The sequence below is a fragment of the Streptomyces jeddahensis genome (genome assembly GCF_001642995.1).
Taxonomy (GTDB): Bacteria; Actinomycetota; Actinomycetes; order Streptomycetales; family Streptomycetaceae; genus Streptomyces; species Streptomyces jeddahensis.
In genome coordinates, this window is sequence record NZ_LOHS01000081.1 from 49,738 (window position 1) to 71,855 (window position 22,118).

Annotated in this window: 20 protein-coding genes, 1 pseudogene and 1 riboswitch; of the genes and pseudogenes, 15 read left to right on the forward strand and 6 right to left on the reverse strand. The window is 71.7% G+C overall.

Annotated features, from left to right (window positions below):
* The first annotated feature begins 1 nt into the window (after position 1).
* Together STSP_RS17000 and STSP_RS17005 are read left to right on the forward strand one after the other, a co-directional pair.
* Positions 2-1,975 carry an ABC transporter permease gene (locus STSP_RS17000; protein WP_067278570.1) on the forward strand — a complete coding sequence of 658 codons (1,974 nt, stop codon included), beginning with the start codon at positions 2-4 and terminating at the stop codon, positions 1,973-1,975.
* Position 1,976: 1 nt separating this feature from the next.
* The gene (locus STSP_RS17005) at positions 1,977-2,942 is read left to right on the forward strand and encodes an ABC transporter substrate-binding protein (RefSeq protein WP_067278374.1); all 966 of its coding nucleotides are present in this window, start codon (positions 1,977-1,979) and stop codon (positions 2,940-2,942) included.
* Positions 2,943-3,064: 122 nt separating this feature from the next.
* On the opposite strand, the gene STSP_RS17010 is transcribed toward STSP_RS17005, so the two are convergent.
* Positions 3,065-3,898: a hypothetical protein gene (locus STSP_RS17010; protein WP_157902846.1), complete on the reverse strand. Its 834-nt coding sequence runs from the start codon at positions 3,896-3,898 to the stop codon at positions 3,065-3,067.
* Between the two features lie 115 nt (positions 3,899-4,013).
* Between STSP_RS17010 and STSP_RS17015 the strand changes: the two genes are divergently transcribed.
* Both STSP_RS17015 and STSP_RS17020 read left to right on the forward strand, forming a co-directional pair.
* The gene (locus STSP_RS17015; protein ID WP_067278376.1) at positions 4,014-4,259 is read left to right on the forward strand and encodes a helix-turn-helix transcriptional regulator; all 246 of its coding nucleotides are present in this window, start codon (positions 4,014-4,016) and stop codon (positions 4,257-4,259) included.
* Positions 4,259-4,810 carry a hypothetical protein gene (locus tag STSP_RS17020; protein ID WP_067278379.1) on the forward strand — a complete coding sequence of 184 codons (552 nt, stop codon included), beginning with the start codon at positions 4,259-4,261 and terminating at the stop codon, positions 4,808-4,810. Before STSP_RS17015 ends, STSP_RS17020 begins: the two co-directional genes overlap by 1 nt.
* Positions 4,811-4,897: 87 nt before the next feature.
* On the opposite strand, the gene STSP_RS17025 is transcribed toward STSP_RS17020, so the two are convergent.
* Positions 4,898-5,638 (reverse strand): isocitrate lyase/PEP mutase family protein, encoded by a 741-nt coding sequence (locus tag STSP_RS17025; protein ID WP_198547367.1) that lies wholly within the window; start codon positions 5,636-5,638, stop codon positions 4,898-4,900.
* A 52-nt stretch (positions 5,639-5,690) separates the two neighbouring features.
* Complete coding sequence (locus STSP_RS17030) at positions 5,691-6,212, reverse strand: carboxymuconolactone decarboxylase family protein (RefSeq protein ID WP_067278381.1); 522 nt, start codon at positions 6,210-6,212, stop codon at positions 5,691-5,693.
* A 47-nt stretch (positions 6,213-6,259) separates the two neighbouring features.
* Here STSP_RS17030 and pdxR point away from each other — a divergent pair, with 47 nt between their 5' ends.
* From pdxR to STSP_RS17050, 4 genes are all read left to right on the forward strand, one after another.
* Positions 6,260-7,672 (forward strand): MocR-like pyridoxine biosynthesis transcription factor PdxR, encoded by a 1,413-nt coding sequence (gene pdxR, locus STSP_RS17035; protein ID WP_067278384.1) that lies wholly within the window; start codon positions 6,260-6,262, stop codon positions 7,670-7,672.
* Positions 7,673-7,871: 199 nt separating this feature from the next.
* The gene (locus STSP_RS17040; protein ID WP_067278386.1) at positions 7,872-9,548 is read left to right on the forward strand and encodes a phosphodiester glycosidase family protein; all 1,677 of its coding nucleotides are present in this window, start codon (positions 7,872-7,874) and stop codon (positions 9,546-9,548) included.
* Positions 9,549-9,688: 140 nt separating this feature from the next.
* On the forward strand, positions 9,689-10,078 hold the full coding sequence (locus STSP_RS17045) for a hypothetical protein (protein WP_067278388.1): 390 nt from the start codon (positions 9,689-9,691) through the stop codon (positions 10,076-10,078).
* A gap of 57 nt (positions 10,079-10,135) precedes the next feature.
* The gene (locus STSP_RS17050) at positions 10,136-11,323 is read left to right on the forward strand and encodes a glutathionylspermidine synthase family protein (RefSeq protein ID WP_067278391.1); all 1,188 of its coding nucleotides are present in this window, start codon (positions 10,136-10,138) and stop codon (positions 11,321-11,323) included.
* A 3-nt stretch (positions 11,324-11,326) separates the two neighbouring features.
* On the opposite strand, the gene rocD is transcribed toward STSP_RS17050, so the two are convergent.
* A complete protein-coding gene (gene rocD / locus STSP_RS17055) occupies positions 11,327-12,556 on the reverse strand; it encodes an ornithine--oxo-acid transaminase (protein WP_067278394.1) in 1,230 nt (409 codons plus the stop codon).
* Positions 12,557-12,768: 212 nt separating this feature from the next.
* Positions 12,769-12,858, forward strand: a riboswitch (ZMP/ZTP riboswitch).
* Positions 12,859-12,896: 38 nt separating this feature from the next.
* On the opposite strand from rocD, the gene STSP_RS17060 reads away from it, so the two are divergent.
* The 4 genes from STSP_RS17060 (at position 12,897) to STSP_RS17075 (ending at position 17,584) form a co-directional block, all read left to right on the forward strand.
* Positions 12,897-14,342, forward strand: a complete 1,446-nt coding sequence (locus STSP_RS17060) for a glycine hydroxymethyltransferase (RefSeq protein ID WP_067278396.1) — start codon at positions 12,897-12,899, stop codon at positions 14,340-14,342.
* Positions 14,343-14,653: 311 nt separating this feature from the next.
* Positions 14,654-15,718 carry a tryptophan--tRNA ligase gene (gene trpS / locus STSP_RS17065; RefSeq protein ID WP_232789679.1) on the forward strand — a complete coding sequence of 355 codons (1,065 nt, stop codon included), beginning with the start codon at positions 14,654-14,656 and terminating at the stop codon, positions 15,716-15,718.
* A gap of 87 nt (positions 15,719-15,805) precedes the next feature.
* Positions 15,806-16,393, forward strand: coding sequence for a 2'-5' RNA ligase family protein (locus STSP_RS17070; RefSeq protein ID WP_067278398.1), 588 nt, complete (start codon positions 15,806-15,808; stop codon positions 16,391-16,393).
* 27 nt (positions 16,394-16,420) lie between these two features.
* Positions 16,421-17,584, forward strand: coding sequence for a beta propeller repeat protein (locus STSP_RS17075; protein WP_067278401.1), 1,164 nt, complete (start codon positions 16,421-16,423; stop codon positions 17,582-17,584).
* Between the two features lie 143 nt (positions 17,585-17,727).
* On the opposite strand, the gene STSP_RS17080 is transcribed toward STSP_RS17075, so the two are convergent.
* Both STSP_RS17080 and STSP_RS17085 read right to left on the reverse strand, forming a co-directional pair.
* A complete protein-coding gene (locus STSP_RS17080) occupies positions 17,728-18,483 on the reverse strand; it encodes a decaprenylphospho-beta-D-erythro-pentofuranosid-2-ulose 2-reductase (protein WP_067278403.1) in 756 nt (251 codons plus the stop codon).
* 52 nt (positions 18,484-18,535) lie between these two features.
* Positions 18,536-19,909, reverse strand: coding sequence for an FAD-binding oxidoreductase (locus tag STSP_RS17085; RefSeq protein WP_067278582.1), 1,374 nt, complete (start codon positions 19,907-19,909; stop codon positions 18,536-18,538).
* A 199-nt stretch (positions 19,910-20,108) separates the two neighbouring features.
* On the opposite strand from STSP_RS17085, the gene STSP_RS17090 reads away from it, so the two are divergent.
* The 3 genes and pseudogenes from STSP_RS17090 to STSP_RS17100 all read left to right on the forward strand — a co-directional run.
* Positions 20,109-20,633 (forward strand): phosphatase PAP2 family protein, encoded by a 525-nt coding sequence (locus STSP_RS17090; RefSeq protein ID WP_078067253.1) that lies wholly within the window; start codon positions 20,109-20,111, stop codon positions 20,631-20,633.
* Positions 20,630-21,589 carry a decaprenyl-phosphate phosphoribosyltransferase gene (locus STSP_RS17095; RefSeq protein WP_067278407.1) on the forward strand — a complete coding sequence of 320 codons (960 nt, stop codon included), beginning with the start codon at positions 20,630-20,632 and terminating at the stop codon, positions 21,587-21,589. The genes STSP_RS17090 and STSP_RS17095 overlap by 4 nt, the downstream gene beginning before the upstream one ends.
* A 41-nt stretch (positions 21,590-21,630) precedes the next feature.
* Positions 21,631-22,044, forward strand: a pseudogene (locus STSP_RS17100) (GtrA family protein); the annotation flags it as partial.
* Between the last annotated feature and the right edge of the window lie 74 nt (positions 22,045-22,118).

The following is a 22,118-nucleotide window of genomic DNA, read 5'->3' on the forward strand; positions in this document are numbered from 1 at the left end:
CATGGCTACCGCCTCCGCGCCCGTACCCCATACGGGAATCGCGGGCCTCATCAGAGGCCTGCAGCGCCGTCCGGCCGTCGGCAAGCTCCTGCTGCTCGCCGTCGTCGCGGCCGTCCTCGTGCCGATCGTCCACGCCCGCTGGGCGAGCGGAGCCTGGCCCGACGCACTGACCGTCGACCTGTCGGGGCCGCTCGGCAGCGCCAGCGAATGGATCATCGACAACCGCGACAGCCACCCGCTGTTCCTGTACTTCTTCGGGCACATCTCGAACGCCGTCACGCTGTCCGTGCGCGCGGTCTATCTCGCCCTCCTTGCCGTCGGCTGGGCGGGTGTCACGGCCGCCGCCGGGCTCATCGCCTGGCGCGTGGCCGGGGTGCGGCTCGCCCTCACCACCGCCGTCGCCTTCCTCGTCTGCGGGCTGCTCGGCATGTGGGTGCCCACCATGCAGACGCTGGCGCTCATGGTGGTGGCGGTCGTCGCCTCCGTCGTGCTCGGCGCGCTGCTCGGGCTGGCCGCGGGGCTGTCCGACCGTATGTACCGCGCGTTGCGGCCCGTCCTCGACACCATGCAGGTCCTGCCGGCCTTCGCGTATCTGCTGCCGGTCGTCCTGGTCTTCGGCATCGGTGTCCCCGCGGCCGTCCTCGCCACCGTCGTGTACGCCGCGCCGCCGATGGCCCGGCTCACCGCGCTCGGGCTGCGCGGCGCCGACGAGGGCGTGATGGAGGCCGTGGACTCCCTCGGCGCCACCGCCCGCCAGCGACTGCTGACCGCCCGGCTGCCGCTGGCCCGCAAGGAGCTGCTGCTCGGCCTCAACCAGACGATCATGATGGCGCTGTCCATGGCCGTGATCGCCTCGGTGATCGGCGCGGGCGGTCTCGGTGACCGCGTGTACCAGGCCCTCGCCTCGGTCGACGTGGGTGCCGCGCTCGCCGCGGGCATCCCGATCGTGCTGCTCGCGGTGGTCCTGGACCGTACGACGGGTGCGGCAGGCGAGCGCATCGGCGCGTCCGAGCCGGACCAGGGCGCCCTCCCAGGCGGGCGCGGCTGGACGGCCGCCGCCGCGGTCACCGTCGTCGTCGCCCTCGCCGGGCGCTTCGCGGACCGTCTCGAGTGGCCCGACGCCTGGACCGTCGCCATCGCCGAGCCGGTCAACAACGCCGTCGGCTGGATGACCGACCACCTCTACACCGGCGTGCCCCTCGTGGGCGGCACCGCCGACTGGGCCGGCCACTTCACCACCTGGGTCCTGGACCCGGTCCGCGACGGACTGCAGTGGCTGCCCTGGTGGTCCGTCTTGCTGATCGTCGCCGCGCTGGCCTGGCTGATCGGCACCTGGCGCACCGCGCTCACCGCGGTCCTCGCCATGGCCGCGATCGGCGTGCTCGGCGTGTGGAAGCCGTCGTTGGACACGCTGTCGCAGGTCCTCGCGGCCGTCGCGGTCACCCTGGTCCTGGGCGTGGCGACGGGTATCGCGGCCGCGCGCAGCGCTCGCGTGGACCGGATGCTCCGGCCCGTACTGGACGTGTTCCAGACGATGCCGCAGTTCGTGTACCTGATCCCGGTGGTGGCGCTGTTCGGCGTGGGCCGCGCGCCCGCCGTCGCCGCGGCCGTCGTGTACGCGCTGCCCGCCGTCGTCCGCATCACCGCGCAGGGCCTGCGCCAGGTCGACCCGGGCGCACTGGAGTCCGCCCGCTCGCTGGGTGCCACCAGCGGGCAGCAACTGCGCCAGGTGCAGCTCCCGTTGGCCCGCAGCGCGCTGCTGCTCGCGGTCAACCAGGGCGTCGTCCTCGTCCTCGCCGTCGTCATCATCGGCGGCCTGGTCGGCGGCGGAGCGCTCGGTTACGACGTCGTGTTCGGGCTCGCCCAGGGCGACCTGGCGACCGGTCTGGTGGCCGGTGCCGCGATCGTCTGCCTGGGCCTGATGCTCGACCGGGTGACCCAGCCGACCGAGCGGCACGCGAAGAAGGGAGCGTGACATGCGCGTACGCAAGCGTGTGATGGGCGCTGTCGCCGCCGGATGCGCCCTGGTGGTGCTCTCCGGCTGCGGCGCCGCCGACATGACCAAGGAGGCGTCGCCCTTCGCCAACGCGCAGGGTGCCAAGACCGTGACGCTTTCCATGCAGTCCTGGGTGGGCGCCCAGGCCAACGTGGCCGTGGCCAAGTACCTGCTGGAGCACGAGCTCGGCTACCGCGTCGACACCGTCCAGGTCGACGAGGTCCCCGCGTGGGACGCGCTCAGCCAGGGCCGGGTCGACGCGATCCTGGAGGACTGGGGCCACCCGGAGCAGGAGAAGCGGTACGTCGAGGAGAAGAAGACCATCACGAACGGCGGCGACCTCGGGGTCACCGGCCACATCGGCTGGTTCGTCCCCACGTACTTCGCCGAGCAGCACCCGGACGTCACGGACTGGAAGAACCTGAACAAGTACGCGGACGAGCTGCGCACTCCCGAGAGCGGCGGCAAGGGCCAGCTGCTCGACGGCTCGCCGTCGTACGTCACCAACGACAAGGCGCTGGTGGAGAACCTGGACCTGGACTTCCAGGTGGTGTTCGCCGGTTCGGAGGCGGCGCAGATCACGCAGATCAAGCAGTTCGCCAAGCAGCAGAAGCCGTTCCTCACCTACTGGTACGAGCCACAGTGGCTCTTCGAGAAGGTGCCGATGACAGAGGTGAAGCTGCCCGCGTACAAGGAGGGCTGCGACGCCGACCCGGAGAAGGTCGCGTGCGCCTACCCGCACACGCCGCTGCAGAAGTACCTCAACACGGACTTTGCGAAGACCGGCGGCGAGGCGGCGGAGTTCCTGAAGAACTTCAAGTGGACCACCGAGGACCAGAACGAGGTCTCCCTGATGATCGCCGACCAGAAGATGTCGGCTGAGGAGGCGGCCAAGAAGTGGGTCGAGGGCCACGAGTCCACATGGAAGGCGTGGCTGCCGAAGTGACGCGGTGAGCGGAGTGGATGCGATACCCCGTGCCGGGCGACCCCCCTCGCAGGGCGCCCGGCACGGGGACTCTCCGACGCCCGTGCGGGTGGGGACGGGTCACGGGCTGGGACGGTGACGGGTCAGGACGGTGACGGGCTGGGCGACTCCTCGTACAGCTTCGAGATGTCCACCGAGTCCTCCGCTGACGGCGTTTCCGCCGGCACGGGCTTGTTGTAGTCCTTGAACGTCGCCGTCACATCCTTGCCGTCGCCCTTCTTGGTCGACATCGCCGGGTAGGGGCGGCCCTCGGTGGCGACGTACACGGTGTGCGTCTCGCCGTCCTTCGTGCCCGTCACCGGAATGGTCGGGGTGCCGTCGACCGTCGTCGGCTGGCCCTTCCGCAGGCCCTCGACCTCGCGGGACTCCTCGGCGGCCTTCTGCTGGATCTCCTTGAGGTCGCAGACGGTGGCGAGCTCCGCCAGCAGACGGTCGTTTGTGGAACCCCGCATGTAGCGGTTCCTGAAGAGTTCGGCCGCGCTCTCGCCCTGGGAGCCGGGGAGCTGTGTCTTCCAGAACTGGTCGTCCGCTTTCAGCCAGATCCGGTCGCCGCGCTTGACGATCACTAGGCCGCCGGCGTCCTTGAACTGCATGGAGCCGGTGCAGTTGCCGTCGCGATCGAGGGTGAGGTCCGCGGCGGTGGGGTCGCCCCGGCCGACGTCGGTGCCCTTGCTGGCGGCTGTCGCACGGACGGACTGCGCGCTCATGAAGGCGTCGCGTGCTCTGTCAGTGATCTCTTGTGCGCTCAGGTCCTCGATACCGTCCTGGGCGCTCGCCGGTGCAATGGACGAGCAGAGGGGGACGGCGGCCAGCACCGTGGTGCATCCGGTGACCGCCAGCCGACGGCGGATCCGGGAAGCCCTGGGTTGGTCCGCGTACATCTTCGGGTACATCGCGTACACCTCCAAATGCGGCATGTCACTACATCAGCCTACTTTTGGGGCACGAGTGGCGCATGGGGAGTCGCGAGGACCGGCCCCGCCCGGGGTTGTGGGGTTGTGGTCATGCTCACAATTGTAGTAGTTCTTATACATGAGCGAGCAGGTGCACAACAGATTGGCGATGGTGCGTGCGGAGCGGAAAGTGTCGCGCCAGCGCCTGGCCGAGGCAGTGGGAGCCCACTACCAGACCATCGGCTACATCGAGCGGGGGCAGTACAACCCGAGCCTCGACCTGGCCTTGAAGATCGCGAGGTTTTTCGAGCTGCCGGTCGAAGCACTGTTCTCCCTCGAACCGTTCCGCCCGCTCACGGACGAGATCTACGGGAGGAAGCAGTGATGACCGAGCAGATGACACGCTACGACCGCCGCATGTTCGAGCTGATGAACCGTCCTGAGGCCGCAGTGCTGTACGCCACAGCGCGGCGCCGCCGCCTGGTGGTCGCCGCGCACATCGTGCTGACCTTAGCTTCCCTCGCGGCCTGGCTCGGCACGGTGCTCGGCGAGAGCGCCTGGGTCATGTACGCACTGCTGGCGCTGCTGCTCCCTTGGTGCGTGGCGACCGGTGTCATCAACGCCGCCACGCGCGGCCTGCTCGAACTGCGCCACCGCGCCCTCGACGAGCGCCAGATCGCCGACAAGCGCCGGGTGGTGACCCGCGCCCACCGGCTCACCACGTGGGTGCTGCTGGCCGCGGCGGCCGGCGTCGGCGCCCTCACCTGGCTCGGCGAGGTGGACACCGAGGCGCTGGCCTTTCCCGTGCTGTTCGCGGTGTTCGTCGTTCACTGGATCGCGCCGCTGTGGGTGGCCGGTCTGACGGTCGCCGATGGGCCCGTGGATGACGAGGTGGTGGGCGACGAGGCCGCGGCATCGCCGCCGCCAGCGGCCTGAGCCCGGCCGGACTGCCGGGGCGGCCGGTGCGCTCCTGCTGGAGAGCAGGCACCGTCCGCACCGGCAGGACGACTGCACACGCACCGCTCAACGGGTCTGGTCGAGCCAGGCTCCGCGGAGCTCTCCCGCCACGCGGGACAGTGCGGCGGCCGCCTGGCGCTGCAAACCGGGACCGAAGGTCACGCGTGTGGCGCCGAGTCCGCCAAGTTCGCGCACGGATTCCCCGTCCGGCTTCGCCACCATGTTGATCGGCCCCTCGATCCCCGCCCGCAACAGCGGCAGTACGTCGACGGGCGCACCGATCGGGTACACGCAGTCCGCGCCCGCGGCGACGTACAGAGCGGCCCGCTCGATCGCCCGGTCCGGGTCGGGGAGGCCTCGGATGAACGTGTCCACGCGGGCGTTGAGGAAGATCCGGTCGCCGGCGGCCTGGCGCACCTCCGCGAGCCAGTCGGCGTGCTCCCGCGGGTCCTTGAGGACGCCGCGGTGGGAGTCCTCGAGGTTGCAGCCGACCGCGCCGGTCTCCAGGAGCCGCTCCACCAGTTCCTTGGGCGGGAGACCGTAGCCGCCCTCGATGTCCGCGGAGACGGGGACGTCGACTGCCCGTACGATCCGGGCGACCGCCGCGAACATCTCGTCGGCGGGCGTCGCCCCGTCCTCGTAGCCGAGCGAGGCGGCGACGCCTGCGCTGGGTGTCGCGAGGGCCGGGAAGCCGGCCTCCTCGAACGCGTGGGCGCTGGCCGCGTCCCAGGGGCCGGGGAGGACCAGGGGGGCGCCGGGCGGGCGCCCGTGGTGCAGGGAACGGAATGTCTCGACAGGGCTCACCATGCGGTTCTCCAGCTGCTGTGTGTACAGGTACGACGCGAGGGCGCCGCCCTGGTCACCCGTGATCGCCCGGTCGGTAATGCCCCGGCACCATCCGCGTGGTCACGGCGAACCGGTTCCACGCGTTGATCACGTTGATCGCCGCGATCAGCTGCGCCAGCTCGGCCCCTTCGAAGTGCTTGGCGGCCTTCTCGTACACCTCGTCCGGGACGAATCCGTCCGTGAGGACGGTGACCGCCTCGGTCAGCTCGATCGCCGCGAGCTCCTTCTCGGTGTAGAAGTGCTTCGACTCCTCCCAGGCGCTGAGCTGGATGATGCGCTCCACCGACTCGCCCGCCGCGAGCGCGTCCTTCGTGTGCATGTCCAGGCAGAACGCGCAGTGGTTGAGCTGCGAGGCACGGATCTTCACCAGCTCCAGCAGCGTCGGGTCCATTCCCTTACGGGCCGCGGCGTCCAGCCGGACCATGGCCTTGTAGACGTCGGGCGCGTGCTTGGCCCATTCGAGCCGGGGGCTGTGCTCGGGGGCGTACTCGGCGTCCCGGGACGTGGTGGCGGCGGTGTTCTCGTTCGTCGTCATGCCCTCGACCCTAGAAGCCGAGTAGCCCAGGAGTATGGTCCATTTCCATGGCAGAATCATGGGCCACTCTCGGCGTGGACTTGCATCTCGACCCGAGTGGCAGCGGCACGGGCACCGGCTCCGGCCTGCGGAAAGGCCTGACCGACGCCCTGCGCGACGCGGTCCGCACCGGACGGCTCGCGCCGGGCACGCGCCTGCCGTCGTCCCGCTCGCTCGCCGCCGACCTGGGCATCGCCCGCAACACGGTCGCCGACGCCTACGCGGATCTGGTGGCCGAGGGCTGGCTGACCGCCCGGCAGGGCTCGGGCACCCGGGTCGCCGAGCGGCCCGTCCCGGTGCCGAGCGGCCCGGCGCCCCGGCGCAGGGCGGCGGGCCGCCCGACGTACGACCTGACGCCCGGCACCCCCGACCTGAGCGCCTTCCCGCGCACCGAGTGGCTCAAGGCCGCCCGCCGCGCACTGGCCGCCGCACCGAACGACGCGTTCGGCTACGGCGACCCGCGTGGCCGCGTCGAACTGCGCACCGCCCTCGCCGGCTATCTTGCACGCGCGCGTGGCGTGCACGCCGATCCCGAACGGATCATGGTCTGCGCGGGGTTCGCGCACGGCCTGATGCTGCTCGGCGCCGTACTGCGCAGACGCGGCGCCCGCGACGTGGCCGTCGAGTCGTACGGCCTGGACGTCCACTGGACGCTGCTGAGCCGGGCCGGACTGCGCACCACGCCGCTGCCGTTCGACGAACTGGGCACGAACACACAGCCGTTGGAAGAGCTGAGCCCGGCCGCGGTGCTGATGACGCCCGCGCATCAGTTCCCCATGGGCGTGCCCCTGCACCCCGACCGGCGCGCGGCCGCCGTCGACTGGGCGCGGCGCAGCGGCGGGCTGATCCTGGAGGACGACTACGACGGAGAGTTCCGCTACGACAGGCAGCCGATCGGCGCACTCCAGGGACTCGATCCGGACCGCGTCGTCTACCTCGGCACCGCCAGCAAGTCCCTCGCACCGGGGTTGCGCCTGGGCTGGCTGGTGCTGCCGTCCGCGCTGGTCGCCGAGGCCGTCGATGCGAAGGGCATCAGCGACTGGTCGTGCGGCACGCTCGACCAGCTGACCCTCGCGGAGTTCATCGAATCCGGGGCGTACGACCGGCATGTGCGGTCCATGCGGCTGCGCTACCGGCGCCGCCGGGACCAGCTCGTGGCGGCGCTGGCGGAGCGGGCACCGGATGTGCGCGCGACAGGCATCGCGGCCGGGATGCACGCCGTCCTCGAACTCCCGCCCGGCACCGAGCAGTCCGTGGCCCGCGCCGCCGCCTGGCACGGCCTCGGCGTCCACGGCCTGAGCCGCTTCCGCCACGAGAGCGCCGTCGCGGAGCCCCGGGACGCACTCGTCGTCGGATACGGGACGCCCCCGGACCACGCCTGGTCGGGGGCACTGGACGCACTGTGCAGGGCACTTCCCTAGGCCCGAGCAGGGCACTTCCACAGCCTGTTCACCACACGAGCCGGCCGACGCGCCGTTCACCGCTCCTTCCGGATCCCTTCGCTCGTCGGTACCGGCCCGTCCCTCGAAGGTGGCTGGAATTGCCCTGCCTGCGGACCAGCGTGACCAGTGAGGCTTGCTGGCCGTCCGGTCCCGGTCGTCGGAGCCCTGGGGGAATGCCATGCACAGCGAGAGCGGTACACGTCCCGGCAGAACGGCGACGGCGGCCCGCCGCCGTAGGCGTACGCGTGTCGCGCTGGGCGCCGCCGTCGCCCTCGCGGCCATCAACCCGTTGACGTTCTCCGGGGTCGCAGGGGCCACCCCTGCCGCCACGGCAGCGGAACCGGTCGCGTACCCGGCCCAGGACACGCCCCCGGCGTCGGAGCACTGGACGACACAGACCGTCGCCCCGGGCGTCCAGGTGCGCACCGGCGTCATCGAGCGCGCAGACGCGGCCCCGTCCTGGACGGTCACCGTCCAGGCCCCCGCCGTCAACCGCCTGACCGGGGCCGCAACCTGGTCGGACGTCGGAAGCCGGACCTGGGCGGAGACCACCGCCCAGCAGCTGCGCGACGCCGGTTTCCAGCCGGTCGTACAGCAGGTGCCGTGGCCGGACTACGCGGACACCCCGCACGGCACGATGGGCTGGCGGGTACGCGTCGGCTCGTACACGGCGCAGGCCGAGGCGCAGAGCGCGAGCCACAAGGTCGGTGCGGCGGGCTTCCGCTCGGTGGCGGCGTGGAGCGGCTACGACGCCGACCAGCCGGCCGACCGCGAGAGCGTCCACGTGGCGGTGATCGACCCCCGCACCTTCGACGGCACCGTGGAGAGCACCCACAACGGCGACGTCGCGGAACGCGAGAAGACGTCGGCGGTCGCCGCGCAGCTCGGCTCCCTGGTCGCCGTCAACGGCGGCTTCTTCATCACCTCCGACGCCGACGGCGTGCAGGGCACCCCGGCCGCAGCCGCGGCCTACGACGGGGCGCTGGAGTCGATGGCCGCCGGCACCCGGGCCGCGCTCCTTCTGGAAGACGGCGGGCGGCACATCCGTATCACCGACGTGAGCACCGAGGTGACCGCCCGCGCCGGGTCGTCCACGTATGCGGTCGAGGGCATCAACCGGGTGCCGGGCAAGGTGCGCAACTGCGGCCGCCCAGGTGCCGTGCCCACCGAACAGCCCCGCCAGGACCTCACCTGCAGCAAGACGGACGACCTGGTGCGGTTCACCTCCCGGTTCGGGGCCGGTCTGCCGACCGGACCCGGCACCCAGGCCGTACTGGACGCCACCGGCCGCGTGCTCTCCGCCGGCGCCCGCGGCGGCACGGTCCGGCCCGGCGGCTCGGTGCTGCAGGGCATCGGCTCGGCCGCCGACTGGCTGGCGGACCACGCCCGGCCGGGCGAGCGGATCACCGTGAAGGAGGCCGTCCGCGACGCCGAGGGCCGGCGGGTCGAACTCGGCCCCGGCGACAGCATGGTCAGCGCCGCCCCGACCCTGGTGAAAGACGGCCGTATCGACATCGACGCGGCCGGCGAGGGCACCCTCGATCCGCAGGACCTCTCCTTCGGCTACGCCTGGTCGAACGTACGGCAGCCGCGCACCATGGCCGGGATCGACAAACGGGGACGGCTGCTCCTGGTCACGGTCGACGGACGGCAGCCGGGCGTCAGCGAGGGCTTCACGCTGGCCGAGGCCGCGTCCTTCATGCGCTCGCTCGGTGCCGTCGACGCCCTGAACCTCGACGGCGGCGGATCGACCGCCATGGCCGTCGGCGGCACACTCGTCAACACCACGTCGGACGCGACCGGGGAGCGCCCCGTGGGCGACACCGTCCAGGTGCTGCCCGCAGGCCGCGACTGACGCTCGCTCGTCGTGCCCGTCCGGGGGCCCGGTTGCGCGACCGGGCGGGCACGCCCGTACCCTGACCTCCGTTCGTCATCGGCCAGTTGGCCGCTCAGCTGACGGACGGCAGAGACAGGAACGCTACGGGGGAGCAGAACATGGCAGACGCACGACGGCAGTTGAGGTCCGGCACGGTCGTACTCGGCGGGGTGGGACTTCTCGCCGCGGCACTCACCTCCTGCTCGTCCGACCCGGACAAGCGGTGCGTGGACAGCGACAGCTACCAGGCCGCGAAGGGCTACAAGCTCGTCGCCGACAAGAACTGCAAGACCACCACAGGCGGCTCCGCCAGCCGCAAGAGCCGTAAGACCGGCAAGGCCGGCGTCGACGGCGACTGGTACTACGGCGGCAAGGAGAAGAACGGCTGGGTCGACGGCGGCTCGTTCACCAGCAAGTCGAGCGGTTCCGGCAGCTCCGGCGGTTCGAGCGGCGGCAGCGACGTGGACCGCGGCGGCTTCGGCAGCGGCGACGGCAGCTCCGGCGGCTGAGCGCCGGACACCTGGATCGGACACCTGGACCGCATACCTGGATCGGCCGAACCCACCATGGAACGACGCACCATCGAGCCCCGCGACGGCTGGCAGCAGACCGTCGAGAAGCAGGGGCTGATCTATCCGCTCACCCGTTTCCCGGACGGCTCGCTGCGCCCGTACTGGGACGAGAGCGCGTACTACGTCTTCTCGCTGCCCGAGGTCGAGGCGCTGGAGGAGGTCGTCGAGGAGCTGCACCGGATGTGCCTGGCGGCGGCGCAGTACATCGTGGACGAGGGCCGGTTCGCGGATCTCGGTATCACCGACCCGCGGCTGGCCGAGCTGGTCGCGGAGGCCTGGCGGCGCCGGGCCGAACTGCCGTCCGTCTACGGCCGCTTCGACCTCCGCTACGACGGCAGCGGCCCGGCGAAACTGCTGGAGTACAACGCCGACACGCCGACGTCCCTGGTCGAGGCCGCGAGCCCGCAGTGGTTCTGGATGGAGGAGCGCTTCCCCGGCGCCGACCAGTGGAACTCCCTGCACGAACGCCTCGTCGACGCCTGGAAGAAGCAGGCCGCCCTGCTGCCGCCGGGCAGCCCCCTGTACTTCGCGCACTCCTCGGCCGACGAGCTCGGCGAGGACCTCATGACCGTCGCGTATCTGCAGGAGACGGCGCAGCAGGCCGGCCTTGACACCGAGTGGATCTCCATGGAGGAGATCGGCTGGGACCGGCTCTCCGGCCGCTTCGTGGACAAGCAGCTCCGCTTCATCCGCAGCTGCTTCAAGCTCTACCCCTGGGAGTGGCTGACCACGGACCGCTTCGGCGAGCACGTCCTCGACACGCTCGACAACGGCGGCGGCACGGGCAGCACTCTGTGGATCGAGCCCGCCTGGAAGATGCTGCTGTCCAACAAGGCGCTCCTCGCCATCCTCTGGGAGCTGTTCCCAGGCCATCCGAACCTCCTTCCCGCCTACCTCGACGGCCCGCGCGAGCTGGCGACCACGACGGGATACGTCGCCAAGCCGCTGCTCGGCCGCGAGGGCGCGGGCGTCACGGTGCACGAGCCGGGTCCGGGCGAGCCACTCGTACGGGAAGAGCCCTGCTGCTACCAGGAGCTGGCGCCGCTGCCGTCGTTCGACGGCAACCGGGTGGTGCTCGGCGCCTGGGTCGTCGAGGACGAGTCGGCGGGGCTCGGCATCCGCGAGTCGTCGGGACTGGTCACGGACGAGTACGCGCGCTTCGTGCCCCACGTGATCCTCTAGGCCCTAGGGCCTCTGAGGACGGGGCGGGGCGGCCAGGACCGCCCGCAGCTGATCCAGTCCCCAGTCCAGGTCCTCCTTGCTGATGACCAGCGGCGGGGCGATCCGGATGGTGGAGCCGTGGGTGTCCTTGACCAGGACGCCCCGCTCCATCAGCCGCTCCGAGATGTGCCGTCCCGTGCCGTACGACGGGGCGATGTCGACGCCCGCCCACAGGCCGCGGCCGCGCACCTCCCGCACGGGGCCACCGCTCCCGGCGAGCAGCCGCAGCTCGTCGTGCAGATGCGCACCGAGCTCCGCGGCGCGCTGCTGGTACTCGCCCGAGCGCAGCATGTCGATGACCTCCAGCGCCACGGCGCAGGCCAGCGGATTCCCGCCGAACGTCGAACCGTGCTCACCGGGCCTGAAGATGCCCAGCACGGCGCTGGACGACACGACCGCCGACACCGGCACGATGCCGCCGCCGAGCGCCTTGCCGAGCACATACACGTCCGGCACGACGCCCTCGTGCTCGCACGCGAACGTCTTCCCCGTACGGCCCAGGCCCGACTGGATCTCATCCGCGATGAACAGCACATTGCGCTCGCGCGTCAGCTCCCGCACGGCCCGCAGATAGCCCTCCGGCGGCATCAGCACCCCGGCCTCGCCCTGGATGGGCTCCAGCAGCACCGCGACCGCGTTCTCCGTGAGCGCGTCGCGCATCGCGGTCAGGTCGCCGTACGGGACGATCTCGAAGCCGGGCGTGTAGGGACCGAAGTCCGCCCGCGCCTCCGGGTCCGTGGAGAAGCTGATGATCGTCGTCGTGCGGCCGTGGAAGTTGCCCGCCGCCACGACGACCTTGGCCATGCCGTCGGGCACGCCCTTGACCCGGTAGCCCCACTTCCGTGCGGTCTTCACGGCGGTCTCCACCGCCTCCGCACCCGTGTTCATCGGCAGCACCATCTCCATGCCGCACAGCTCGGCCAGGCGCTCGCAGAACTCGGCGAACCGGTCGTGGTGGAACGCCCGCGAGGTCAGCGTCACCCGCTCGAGCTGCGCCTGCGCGGCCTCGATCAGTCGCCGGTTGCGGTGCCCGAAGTTCAGCGCCGAGTACCCGGCGAGCAGATCGAGGTACCGGCGCCCCTCGACGTCCGTCATCCACGCCCCGTCGGCGGTCGCGATGACGACGGGCAACGGGTGATAGGTATGCGCACTGTGCGCCTCGGCAGAGGCGATGAGCGCATCGCCAGCACTCACGGGACCTCCGTCCGTACGAAGAGAGGGCCAGGTGTGCCCTTTGTACCCGATTTGCCCGCACGGCGCGGAGCTGTGGGCAGCCGCCCCGCCCGCCTGTGGGCGTGCGTTCCGCCAGGGGCGGAACGGGCGGGCACAGGCGGACCCCCAGCCCAGCGGCAGCGCTCCCGCATCGTGGACCGGCAAGGCCAGCACCTGGCCTTGCCGGTAGGCTGGCCGCGGGCCGTGACTGGCGCGCTGGGATGGGACCGACCATCGGGGAGCGGCCCGCGCAAAACCGTGTGCCGTGCGCCTGGGCCGACCCGTGCATCCCGTGTCCGCGTCCGTCCGGAGGTCCGACGACATGCCAGAGCCCCTCTCCACCGAGTCCACCGCCTTCCGCAGCGCCCTCGATGTGATCCGGGGCGTGGAGCCCCGCGTCGCCGACGCCATCGGCCAGGAGGTCGAGGACCAGCGCGCCTCGCTGAAGCTCATCGCCAGCGAGAACTACGCCTCGCCCGCCGTCCTGCTCGCCATGGGCAACTGGTTCAGCGACAAGTACGCCGAGGGCACCATCGGCCGCCGCTTCTACGCCGGCTGCCGCAACGTCGACACCGTCGAGTCGCTGGCCGCCGAGCACGCCAAGGAGCTCTTCGGCGCCCGCCACGCCTACGTCCAGCCGCACTCCGGCATCGACGCCAACCTGGTCGCCTTCTGGGCCGTCCTCGCCGCGCGCGTCGAGGCCCCGGCGCTGCAGCGTGCCGGTGCCCGCCAGGTCAACGACCTCTCCGAGAAGGACTGGGCCGAGCTCCGCCGCGAGCTGGGCAACCAGCGCATGCTCGGCATGTCGCTGGACGCCGGCGGCCACCTCACGCACGGCTTCCGGCCCAACATCTCCGGCAAGATGTTCGACCAGCGCAGCTACGGCACCGACCCGGCGACCGGCCTCCTCGACTACGACGCGCTGCGCGCCACCGCCCGCGAGTTCAAGCCGCTGATCATCGTCGCGGGCTACTCGGCGTACCCGCGCCTGGTGAACTTCCGCATCATGCGCGAGATCGCCGACGAGGTCGGCGCGACCCTCATGGTCGACATGGCGCACTTCGCGGGCCTCGTCGCGGGCAAGGTGCTCACCGGCGACTTCGACCCCGTACCGCACGCGCAGATCGTCACCACGACCACCCACAAGTCCCTGCGCGGCCCGCGCGGCGGCATGGTCCTGTGCGACGACTCGCTCGTCGAGCAGGTCGACCGCGGCTGCCCGATGGTGCTCGGCGGCCCGCTCCCGCACGTCATGGCCGCCAAGGCCGTCGCCCTCGCCGAGGCCCGGCAGCCGTCCTTCCAGGACTACGCCCAGCGCATCGTCGACAACTCCCGCGCCCTCGCCGACGGCCTGATGCGCCGCGGCGCGACCCTGGTCACCGGCGGTACGGACAACCACCTCAACCTGATCGACGTCGCGACCTCCTACGGGCTCACCGGCCGCCAGGCCGAGTCCGCGCTCCTCGACTCGGGCGTCGTGACCAACCGCAACGCCATCCCGCAGGACCCGAACGGCGCCTGGTACACGTCCGGCATCCGGATCGGTACGCCGGCCCTCACCACCCGCGGGCTCGGCACCGGCGAGATGGACGAGATCGCTGCGCTGATCGACCGCGTGCTGACCTCTGCCGAGGCGGGCACGACCAGCAAGGGTGCGCCCTCCAAGGCGCAGCACGTTCTGGACGAGAAGGTTGCGGACGAGGTGTCGCGGCGGGCCGCGGAGCTGTTGGACGGGTTTCCGCTGTACCCGGGGATCGACCTCAGCTGAACTGTGCATCCCCGTCCGGAGGGCTCACGGAGCCCTCCGGGCGGCGACTCTTCGTCTGCCCCCACCGGCCGTCCGTCGGGTGCGGGCCGCTTTGTGCCCACCCGTTCCGCCCTGCGGAACGCCTGCCCACAAAGCGGCTGACGGGCGGGGGCGCACTGTGTTCCACGTCTCACCGGGAGCCGCTCGGATGTGGCCGCCGTCGACCGCATCCTGGACCTGAGCCGTCGCGCTCCCAGTCGCTGGAGAAACGGTTCCCGAGCTGTCGCGGATCGGTTCCCAAGCTTTCGCGCGCACCTGAGAGAATGTGGAGCATGGTCTCTGATCACCCACCCGTCGCCCCGGGGCCCGAGACGCCCCGCACCGTGCCCGGCGCCCGCCCGCGTGTCCTCTCCGGAATCCAGCCCACCGCAGGCTCGTTCCACCTCGGCAACTACCTGGGAGCGGTGCGCCAGTGGGTGGCGCTGCAGGAGACCCACGACGCGTTCTACATGGTCGTCGACCTGCACGCGATCACCATCCCGCAGGACCCGGCCGAGCTGCGCGCCAACACCCGGCTCGCCGCCGCCCAGCTCCTCGCGGCGGGTCTCGACCCGGAGCGCTGCACCCTCTTCGTGCAGAGCCACGTCCCGGAGCACGCGCAGCTCGCCTGGGTGATGAATTGCCTGACCGGCTTCGGTGAGGCGTCCCGTATGACGCAGTTCAAGGACAAGTCGGCCAAGCAGGGCGCCGAGCGGGCCTCCGTCGGCCTCTTCACGTACCCGATCCTGCAGGTCGCCGACATCCTCCTCTACCAGGCCAACGAGGTGCCGGTGGGCGAGGACCAGCGCCAGCACATCGAGCTCACCCGCGACCTCGCCGAGCGGTTCAACGGCCGGTTCGGCGGGACCTTCACGGTCCCGAAGCCGTACATCCTCAAGGAGACGGCGAAGATCTACGACCTGCAGGACCCCGCGGTCAAGATGAGCAAGTCGGCGTCCACGCCGAAGGGCCTGATCAACCTCCTCGACGAGCCGAAGGCCACGGCCAAGAAAGTCAAGAGCGCCGTCACCGACACCGACACGGTGATCAGGTACGACGCGGAGAACAAGCCGGGCGTCAGCAACCTGCTCACCATCTACTCGACCCTCACGGGCACGGGTATCGCCGAACTGGAGCAGAAGTACGCCGGCAAGGGCTACGGTGCGCTCAAGACGGACCTCGCCGAGGTCATGGTCGAGTTCGTGACGCCGTTCCGCGAGCGCACCCAGCAGTACCTGGACGACCCGGAGACGCTCGACTCGATCCTGGCCAAGGGTGCCGAGAAGGCGCGCGCCGTCGCCGCGGAGACGCTCTCCCAGGCGTACGCGAAGGTGGGCTTCCTGCCCGCCAAGCACTGAGGCGACAGGGCGGACCGGCCGGACACGAGACGGCCGGTCCGCCCGTACCCGACTGTCCACCACCCGACGCGACGAACGGAGTAAGACGTGGGGACCGTAACGATCGGTGTGTCGATCGCGGTCCCGGAGCCACACGGCAGCCTGCTCCAGGAGCGGCGCGCGGGCTTCGGTGACCCCGCGGCGTACGGCATCCCCACCCACGTCACGCTGCTGCCGCCCACAGAGGTCGACGACTCCGAGCTGCCCGCGATCGAGGCGCATCTGCTGGAGGTCGCGGCGGCGGGCCGGCCCTTCCGTATGCGGCTGTCCGGCACGGGGACGTTCCGGCCGCTGTCGCCCGTCGTGTACGTGCAGGTGGTGGACGGCGTCGAGGCCTGCACCTGGCTGCAGAAACAGGTCCGGGACGCATCGGGCCCCGTGGCACGCGAACTGCAGTTCCCGTACCACCCGCATGTCACGGTCGCGCACGCCATCGACGACGAGGCGATGGACCGGGCGTACGAGGAGCTCGCGGGGTTCGAGGCGCAGTGGCCGTGCACCGGGTTCGCGCTCTACGAGCAGGGCGCCGACGCGGTCTGGCGCAAGCTCCGCGACTACGTCTTCGGGGGCGGCGGTCACGTCGTGCCGCTCCAGGCGTCGGCACCCGTGGTCCGGCGGACACTGCCCGCGCACTGACCTTCGCGCGAGGGGGGAGGGGAAGGCGTGGCCAGGGTCAACGCGGCACTCGCCGTGATCGTGCTCGTGTTCGCCGCCGTGGTGGCCTTCTGCACCGTGGTCGAAACCGGCATGAACTGGAAGTACGACAAGGTCTACAAGGACCTCGGCAGGCTCTCCGACGTGATCGCGACCGCCGACGACGACATCTGGGTGGTCGGCAACGCCACCAGCACCGTCAGCTACGCCGGGGACGAGACGGCCGACGACGGCTTCCTCCTGCACTACGACGGCACCCGCTGGCAGCGCCGTCCCATGCCGGAGGCGTTCGGCGACAGCGTCTACGAGGCCCGCTTCGACGCGATGGGCTCCCGCGGATTCCTGCTGACGGCGAGCCTGAAGAGTCTCGAGACGCCGCGGATGGCCCGCTGGGACGGCACGCGCTGGACCGCGGTGCCCGAGATCCCCGATACCGGCCGGGTCGTCGACGTGCGGGCCTTCGCCGCGGACGACATCTGGGCCGTGGCCGGGACGTCCCGGGTGTGGCACTGGGACGGCACCCGCTGGACCGCCACGGACCTGCCCGCCACGGTCAGCGCGCTCGACGGCGTCGCGCCCGACGATCTGTGGGCGGTCGGCCACCAGGGCAGCGGTGAGTCCGAGGAGAGCGGCCACGAGACCATCCAGCCCGCCGCGGTCCACTGGGACGGCCGCTCCTGGACGCCGACCAGGACCCCGGAGTACCGCTTCCCGGACCCGGTGCCCGCCGAGCCCGAGGCCTTCCTCAGCACGGTCCGCGCACTGGCCGGGGACGACGTGCGCGCGTACGGCTCGCACACCTTCAACCACGGCGAACAAGACGACGAGCCCCTGGACGAGGCGATACGGCTGCGCTGGGACGGCACCCGCTGGACCAAGCAGCCCTCAGTGGAGGACGACTGCGCCACCCGTGTCCCCGTGGCCGTCGACGGTGAGCGCGGGGTGTTCCTCAACGGCAACCGGTACCTCACCGCGGACGGCGACTGCGAAAGGATCAAGCGCCCGCGGCTGCCGAGCACAGACGGCATCAGGTCAAGCTCGCGGCAGCAGCTCTGGCTGAACGGCATCGCGCCGATACCCGGCACGGACGAAGTCCTCGGCGTCGGCTACGTCGGCGTCAGCCAGGCCGGCAACCCCACGAGCAGATCCGTGATCGTGCGGCTGACCCGCTAAGCGCTCCGCTCGAAGTGCCGCGATGTGCCGTCGGTTCGCTGCGGCGCCGTCGTGGCTGGTCGCGCAGTTCCCCGCGCCCCTTCGGGGCGCTGCCGAACCGCAGCCGAGTTCATCCGACCTGCTCAGAGCACAGTCAGCAGTGGCTACACCGGCAACCGCCGGAACACCGCCCGCGGCGCATGCCGCAGCGCCGACATCACCAGCCGTAGCGCGCCCGGCACCCACACCACCTCGGAGCGGCGCCGCAGCCCCGTCTCGATGGCCGTGGCCACCGCCTCCGGGGTCGTGGCCATCGGTGCCTCCTCCAGGCCTGCGGTCATCTTCGAACGGACGAACCCGGGGCGTACGACCATGACGTGGACGCCCGTGCCGTGCAGGGCGTCGCCCAGGCCCTGCGTGAAGGCGTCGAGGCCCGCCTTGCTCGAGCCGTAGATGAAGTTGGAACGGCGGGCCCGCTCGCCCGCGACCGACGACAGCACCACCAGCGAGCCGTGGCCCTGCGCCTGCAGGGCCCTGGCGCAGACCAGGCCCGCGGACACCGCACCCGTGTAGTTGGTCTGCGCGACGCGCACCGCGGCCACCGGGTCGCCCTCGTCGCGCGCCTGGTCGCCGAGGATGCCGAAGGCCAGCAGCACCATGTCGATGTCGCCCTCGGCGAAGACCTTGCCGAGCACCTCCTCGTGGGACCCGGGCTCCAGCGCGTCGAAGGCGAGGGTACGGGCGTCCGCGCCCAGTGCGCGCAGCTGTTCGGCGGCGGCCTCCAGCGCGGGCGAGGGGCGGCCAGCCAGCCACACCGTACGGGTGCGCCGCGCGATGAGCCGGCGTGCCGTGGCGAGCGCGATCTCCGACGTGCCGCCGAGGACGAGCAGGGACTGGGGGGTACCGAAGGCGTCCTTCATGACAACCAACTCCTGGGGGTGGTCCGGCCCCTGGGCATGGCCGGACGGAGGGTCAGAGGTTCAGCCGGCGGGACAGGTCCGACACGAACACCCCCCGCGGGTCGAGGTCCGCGCGCAGCGCGCGGAAGTCCCCGAGGCGGGGGTACATCCCGGCGAGGAGTTCCGGCCGGAGCCGGGCGTCCTTGGCGAGGTAGACGCGCCCGTCGGCCGCCGCGACCTCCTCGTCGAGCTCGTCGAGGAAGCCGCCGAGGCCCGGCAGGTTCGCCGGGATGTCCAGCGCGAGCGTCCAGCCCGGCATCGGGAAGGAGAGCCAGCCCGGGTCGGCGTCGCCGAACCGCTTGAGCACCGCCAGGAAGGAGGGGCAGCCGCGCCCGGAGATGCGCTGCACGATCCGGCGCAGGGCGTCCTCCTTTCCGTATCCGATGACGAACTGGTACTGGACGAAGCCGCTGCGCCCGTAGACGCGGTTCCAGTGCGGGACGCCGTCGAGGGGGTGGAAGAACGTCGAGATCTTCTGCAGCTCGCCGGTGAGGGACCTGGGGGCCTTGCGGTACCAGAGCTCGTTGAACAGCCCGACCGTGCGCCGGCCGAGCAGTCCCTCGGGGATGTGGGCGGGTGCGGCCGGCAGCCGCCCGGGGCGGAACGTCAGGGGCTCCCTGCGGGCGCGGGCGGGCAGGGCGTCCAGGGGCGCGTGGTCGCCGCGCGTGAGCACCGAGCGGCCCGTCGACGCCCCGCGGGCGAGCAGGTCGATCCAGGCGACCGAGTAGCGGTAGCGGTGGTCGGTGGCGGTCAGACGGGCCATCAGGTCGTCGAGGTCCATGGCGCGTTCGGTGTCCACGGTCATCAGGGACGTCTCGACGGGGTGCAGCTGCACGGCCGCGGAGAGGATGACGCCGGTCAGGCCCATACCGCCAGCGGTGGCGTCGAACAGCGGGGTGCCGCGCTCGACGGTCCGGATCTGCCCGTCGGCCGTCAGCAGTTCCAGGGACAGGACGTGCCGCGAGAACGCCCCCGACACATGGTGGTTCTTGCCGTGGATGTCGGCCCCGATCGCGCCGCCCACCGTCACATAGCGGGTCCCAGGAGTCACCGGCACGAACCAGCCGAGCGGCAGCAGCACCTCCATCAGCCGGTGCAGACTGACGCCCGCGTCGCACATCACCGTTCCGGCCGCACCGCCGGTGCTGGACGAGCCGGTCGTGTCGATGATGTGGATCCGGTCGAGCCCTGTCATGTCGAGCACGGCTCCGCCCGCGTTCTGCGCGGCGTCCCCGTAGGCGCGGCCGAGCCCCCGGGCGATCCCGCCGCGCCTGCCGCAGCCGCGGACGGCCTCCACCGCCTCCTCGTACGAGCGCGGGCGCACCACGCGGGCGACGCTCGGGGCGGTACGGCCCCAGCCGGTGACGGAAACGGTCTCTGCTGGCATGTCGGCGACCGTATCGCCCGACATGGACGGTCATCCCCGGTTTGCCGATGATGTGGCCACCCGTCACCTCAATGGGTGATTCAGGGAGTGTCGTCCAATACGGCCATGATTAAGGGCTGTTGCGTAGAGAGTGGAAATTCCGGACGGCCAGGACGGTGAGTCCAGCGCCAGCCGGATGGATCGAGCACCAAGGGGCCACATGCACGACATGGACCACCGGTTGCTGTCCGCGCTCCGCGGCTGCGGCAGGGACCCGCGGGTGGCGGCGGCCGCGCGCGCACTGTCCTGGACCGGCGAGCACGGCGCGGTATGGCTGGCCGCGGGGCTCGTGGGCGCCGCAGCCGACCGTGAGCGGCGCGGCGCATGGCTGCGCGGCACCGCGCTGACCGCCGCCGCGCACCTGGCCAGCATGGGCGTCAAGCGCGTGGTGCGGCGCCCGCGCCCCGGCCACGTCGAGCCGCTGGTGCGCACCGCGAGCCGGCACTCCTTCCCCAGCTCGCACGCCACGTCCGCGGCCGCCGCCGTGGTCGCCTACGGCGCGCTGTTCCCCGGGGGCGCCCGCCTGCTGCGACCGGTCGCCGCAGCGATGTGCGTCTCCCGCCTCGTCGCCGGGGTCCACTACCCGTCGGACGTCGCCGCGGGCGCGGCCCTCGGGGCGCTGACGGCCCGGCTGGGGGCCCGGTGGATGACCCGCCCGATGGACGCCGGAGGGCCGGGCCGATGACCGAGCGCACCGCCGTACTCGAGCAGGAACACCCGCGCCGCCGCACCCCCGTCGACCAACCTGGGGGCGGCCGGCTCGATCTCACGCTGGGCCTGCTGAGGACCGCACGCCCCCGCCAGTGGGTGAAGAACGTGCTGGTCGTGGCGGCTCCGGCGGCCGCGGGCGAACTGTTCTCGCCCTCGGCGTTCCTTCAACTCCTCATCGTCTTCGTGCTGTTCACGGCCGCCGCATCGGCCGTCTACCTGATCAACGACGCACGGGACGCCGAAGCCGACCGCGCCCACCCCGTCAAGTGCCGCCGGCCCGTCGCCGCCGGACACGTCCCCGTCCCCGTCGCCTACGCCGCCGGCAGCATCCTCGCCGGTCTCGCCCCGGCCGCGGCCGTGGTGCTGTGCAACCCGCTGACGGCGGCGCTGCTGGCCGTGTACGTCGCGATGCAACTGGCGTACTGCATCAGCCTCAAGCACGTCCTCGTCGTCGATCTCGCCGTCGTCACCGCGGGCTTTCTGATGCGTGCCATGATCGGCGGCCTCGCGCTGGAGATCCCGCTGTCGCGCTGGTTCCTGATCACCACGGGATTCGGCGCGCTGTTCATGGTCTCGGCCAAGCGGTACTCCGAAGCCGTCCAGATGGCCGGAAAAGCGGGCGCCACGCGCGCGTTGCTGAACGAGTACACCACCGGCTACCTGCGGTTCGTCTGGCAGCTCGCGGCCGGCGTCGCCGTCCTCGCGTACTGCCTGTGGGCCCTGGAGGAGGGCGGCATCGCCGGCACGAGCCTGCTGCCCTGGCGGCAGCTGTCGATGGTCGCCTTCATCCTCGCGGTGCTGCGGTACGCGGTCTTCGCCGATCGCGGCACCGCGGGCGAGCCGGAGGACGTCGTGCTGCGCGACCGGCCGCTCGCCCTCATCGGCCTGGTGTGGCTGGCGATGTACGGTCTCGCGGTCGCAGACTGGTGAGCGAGGCACGCCGGGCACAGGGCCGCGCGGAACCCGGCGGACTGCGGGCCCTCGCGCCCGAGGTGCTGCGCTTCGCGGCCGCCGGCTTCTGCGCCTACGGCGCCGACCTCGGGCTGTTCCTCTGGCTGCGCGGCCCCGCGGGCGTCGACCCGCTGACCGCAAAGGCCCTGTCGTTCGTGGCGGGCTGCACGGTCGCCTACGCCGGCAACGCGCTCGGCACCTACCGCCACCGCGCGGCGGACGTCTCACGGCTACGGCAGTACGGCGTCTTCTTCGCGGTGAACGTCGCGGGCGCCCTCGTCCAGCTGCTGTGCCTCGCGGTGTCGCACTACGGCCTCGGGTTCACCTCGGCGGCGGCGGACACCGTCTCGGGAGCGGGTGTCGGCATGGCGCTGGCCACGGCCCTGCGCTTCTGGGGTACGCGGACGCTGGTGTTCCGCGCCGGCACGGTGGGACCGGCAGCGGCCACACAGGACTCCGCGCGGCCCGCGGAAGGCTCCGCACGGGGCACACAGGACTCCGCGCGGCC

Excerpts from the sequence above, each read along its gene's own strand:
- STSP_RS17000 (WP_067278570.1), top strand. The coding sequence starts at position 2 with ATGGCTACCGCCTCCGCGCCCGTACCCCATACGGGAATCGCGGGCCTC.
- STSP_RS17005 (WP_067278374.1), top strand. The coding sequence starts at position 1,977 with ATGCGCGTACGCAAGCGTGTGATGGGCGCTGTCGCCGCCGGATGCGCC.
- STSP_RS17010 (WP_157902846.1), bottom strand. The coding sequence starts at position 3,898 with ATGCCGCATTTGGAGGTGTACGCGATGTACCCGAAGATGTACGCGGAC.
- STSP_RS17015 (WP_067278376.1), top strand. The coding sequence starts at position 4,014 with ATGAGCGAGCAGGTGCACAACAGATTGGCGATGGTGCGTGCGGAGCGG.
- STSP_RS17020 (WP_067278379.1), top strand. The coding sequence starts at position 4,259 with ATGACCGAGCAGATGACACGCTACGACCGCCGCATGTTCGAGCTGATG.
- STSP_RS17025 (WP_198547367.1), bottom strand. The coding sequence starts at position 5,638 with ATGGTGAGCCCTGTCGAGACATTCCGTTCCCTGCACCACGGGCGCCCG.
- STSP_RS17030 (WP_067278381.1), bottom strand. The coding sequence starts at position 6,212 with ATGACGACGAACGAGAACACCGCCGCCACCACGTCCCGGGACGCCGAG.
- pdxR (WP_067278384.1), top strand. The coding sequence starts at position 6,260 with ATGGCAGAATCATGGGCCACTCTCGGCGTGGACTTGCATCTCGACCCG.
- STSP_RS17040 (WP_067278386.1), top strand. The coding sequence starts at position 7,872 with ATGCACAGCGAGAGCGGTACACGTCCCGGCAGAACGGCGACGGCGGCC.
- STSP_RS17045 (WP_067278388.1), top strand. The coding sequence starts at position 9,689 with ATGGCAGACGCACGACGGCAGTTGAGGTCCGGCACGGTCGTACTCGGC.
- STSP_RS17050 (WP_067278391.1), top strand. The coding sequence starts at position 10,136 with ATGGAACGACGCACCATCGAGCCCCGCGACGGCTGGCAGCAGACCGTC.
- STSP_RS17060 (WP_067278396.1), top strand. The coding sequence starts at position 12,897 with ATGCCAGAGCCCCTCTCCACCGAGTCCACCGCCTTCCGCAGCGCCCTC.
- trpS (WP_232789679.1), top strand. The coding sequence starts at position 14,654 with ATGGTCTCTGATCACCCACCCGTCGCCCCGGGGCCCGAGACGCCCCGC.
- STSP_RS17080 (WP_067278403.1), bottom strand. The coding sequence starts at position 18,483 with ATGAAGGACGCCTTCGGTACCCCCCAGTCCCTGCTCGTCCTCGGCGGC.
- STSP_RS17085 (WP_067278582.1), bottom strand. The coding sequence starts at position 19,909 with ATGCCAGCAGAGACCGTTTCCGTCACCGGCTGGGGCCGTACCGCCCCG.
- STSP_RS17090 (WP_078067253.1), top strand. The coding sequence starts at position 20,109 with ATGCACGACATGGACCACCGGTTGCTGTCCGCGCTCCGCGGCTGCGGC.
- STSP_RS17095 (WP_067278407.1), top strand. The coding sequence starts at position 20,630 with ATGACCGAGCGCACCGCCGTACTCGAGCAGGAACACCCGCGCCGCCGC.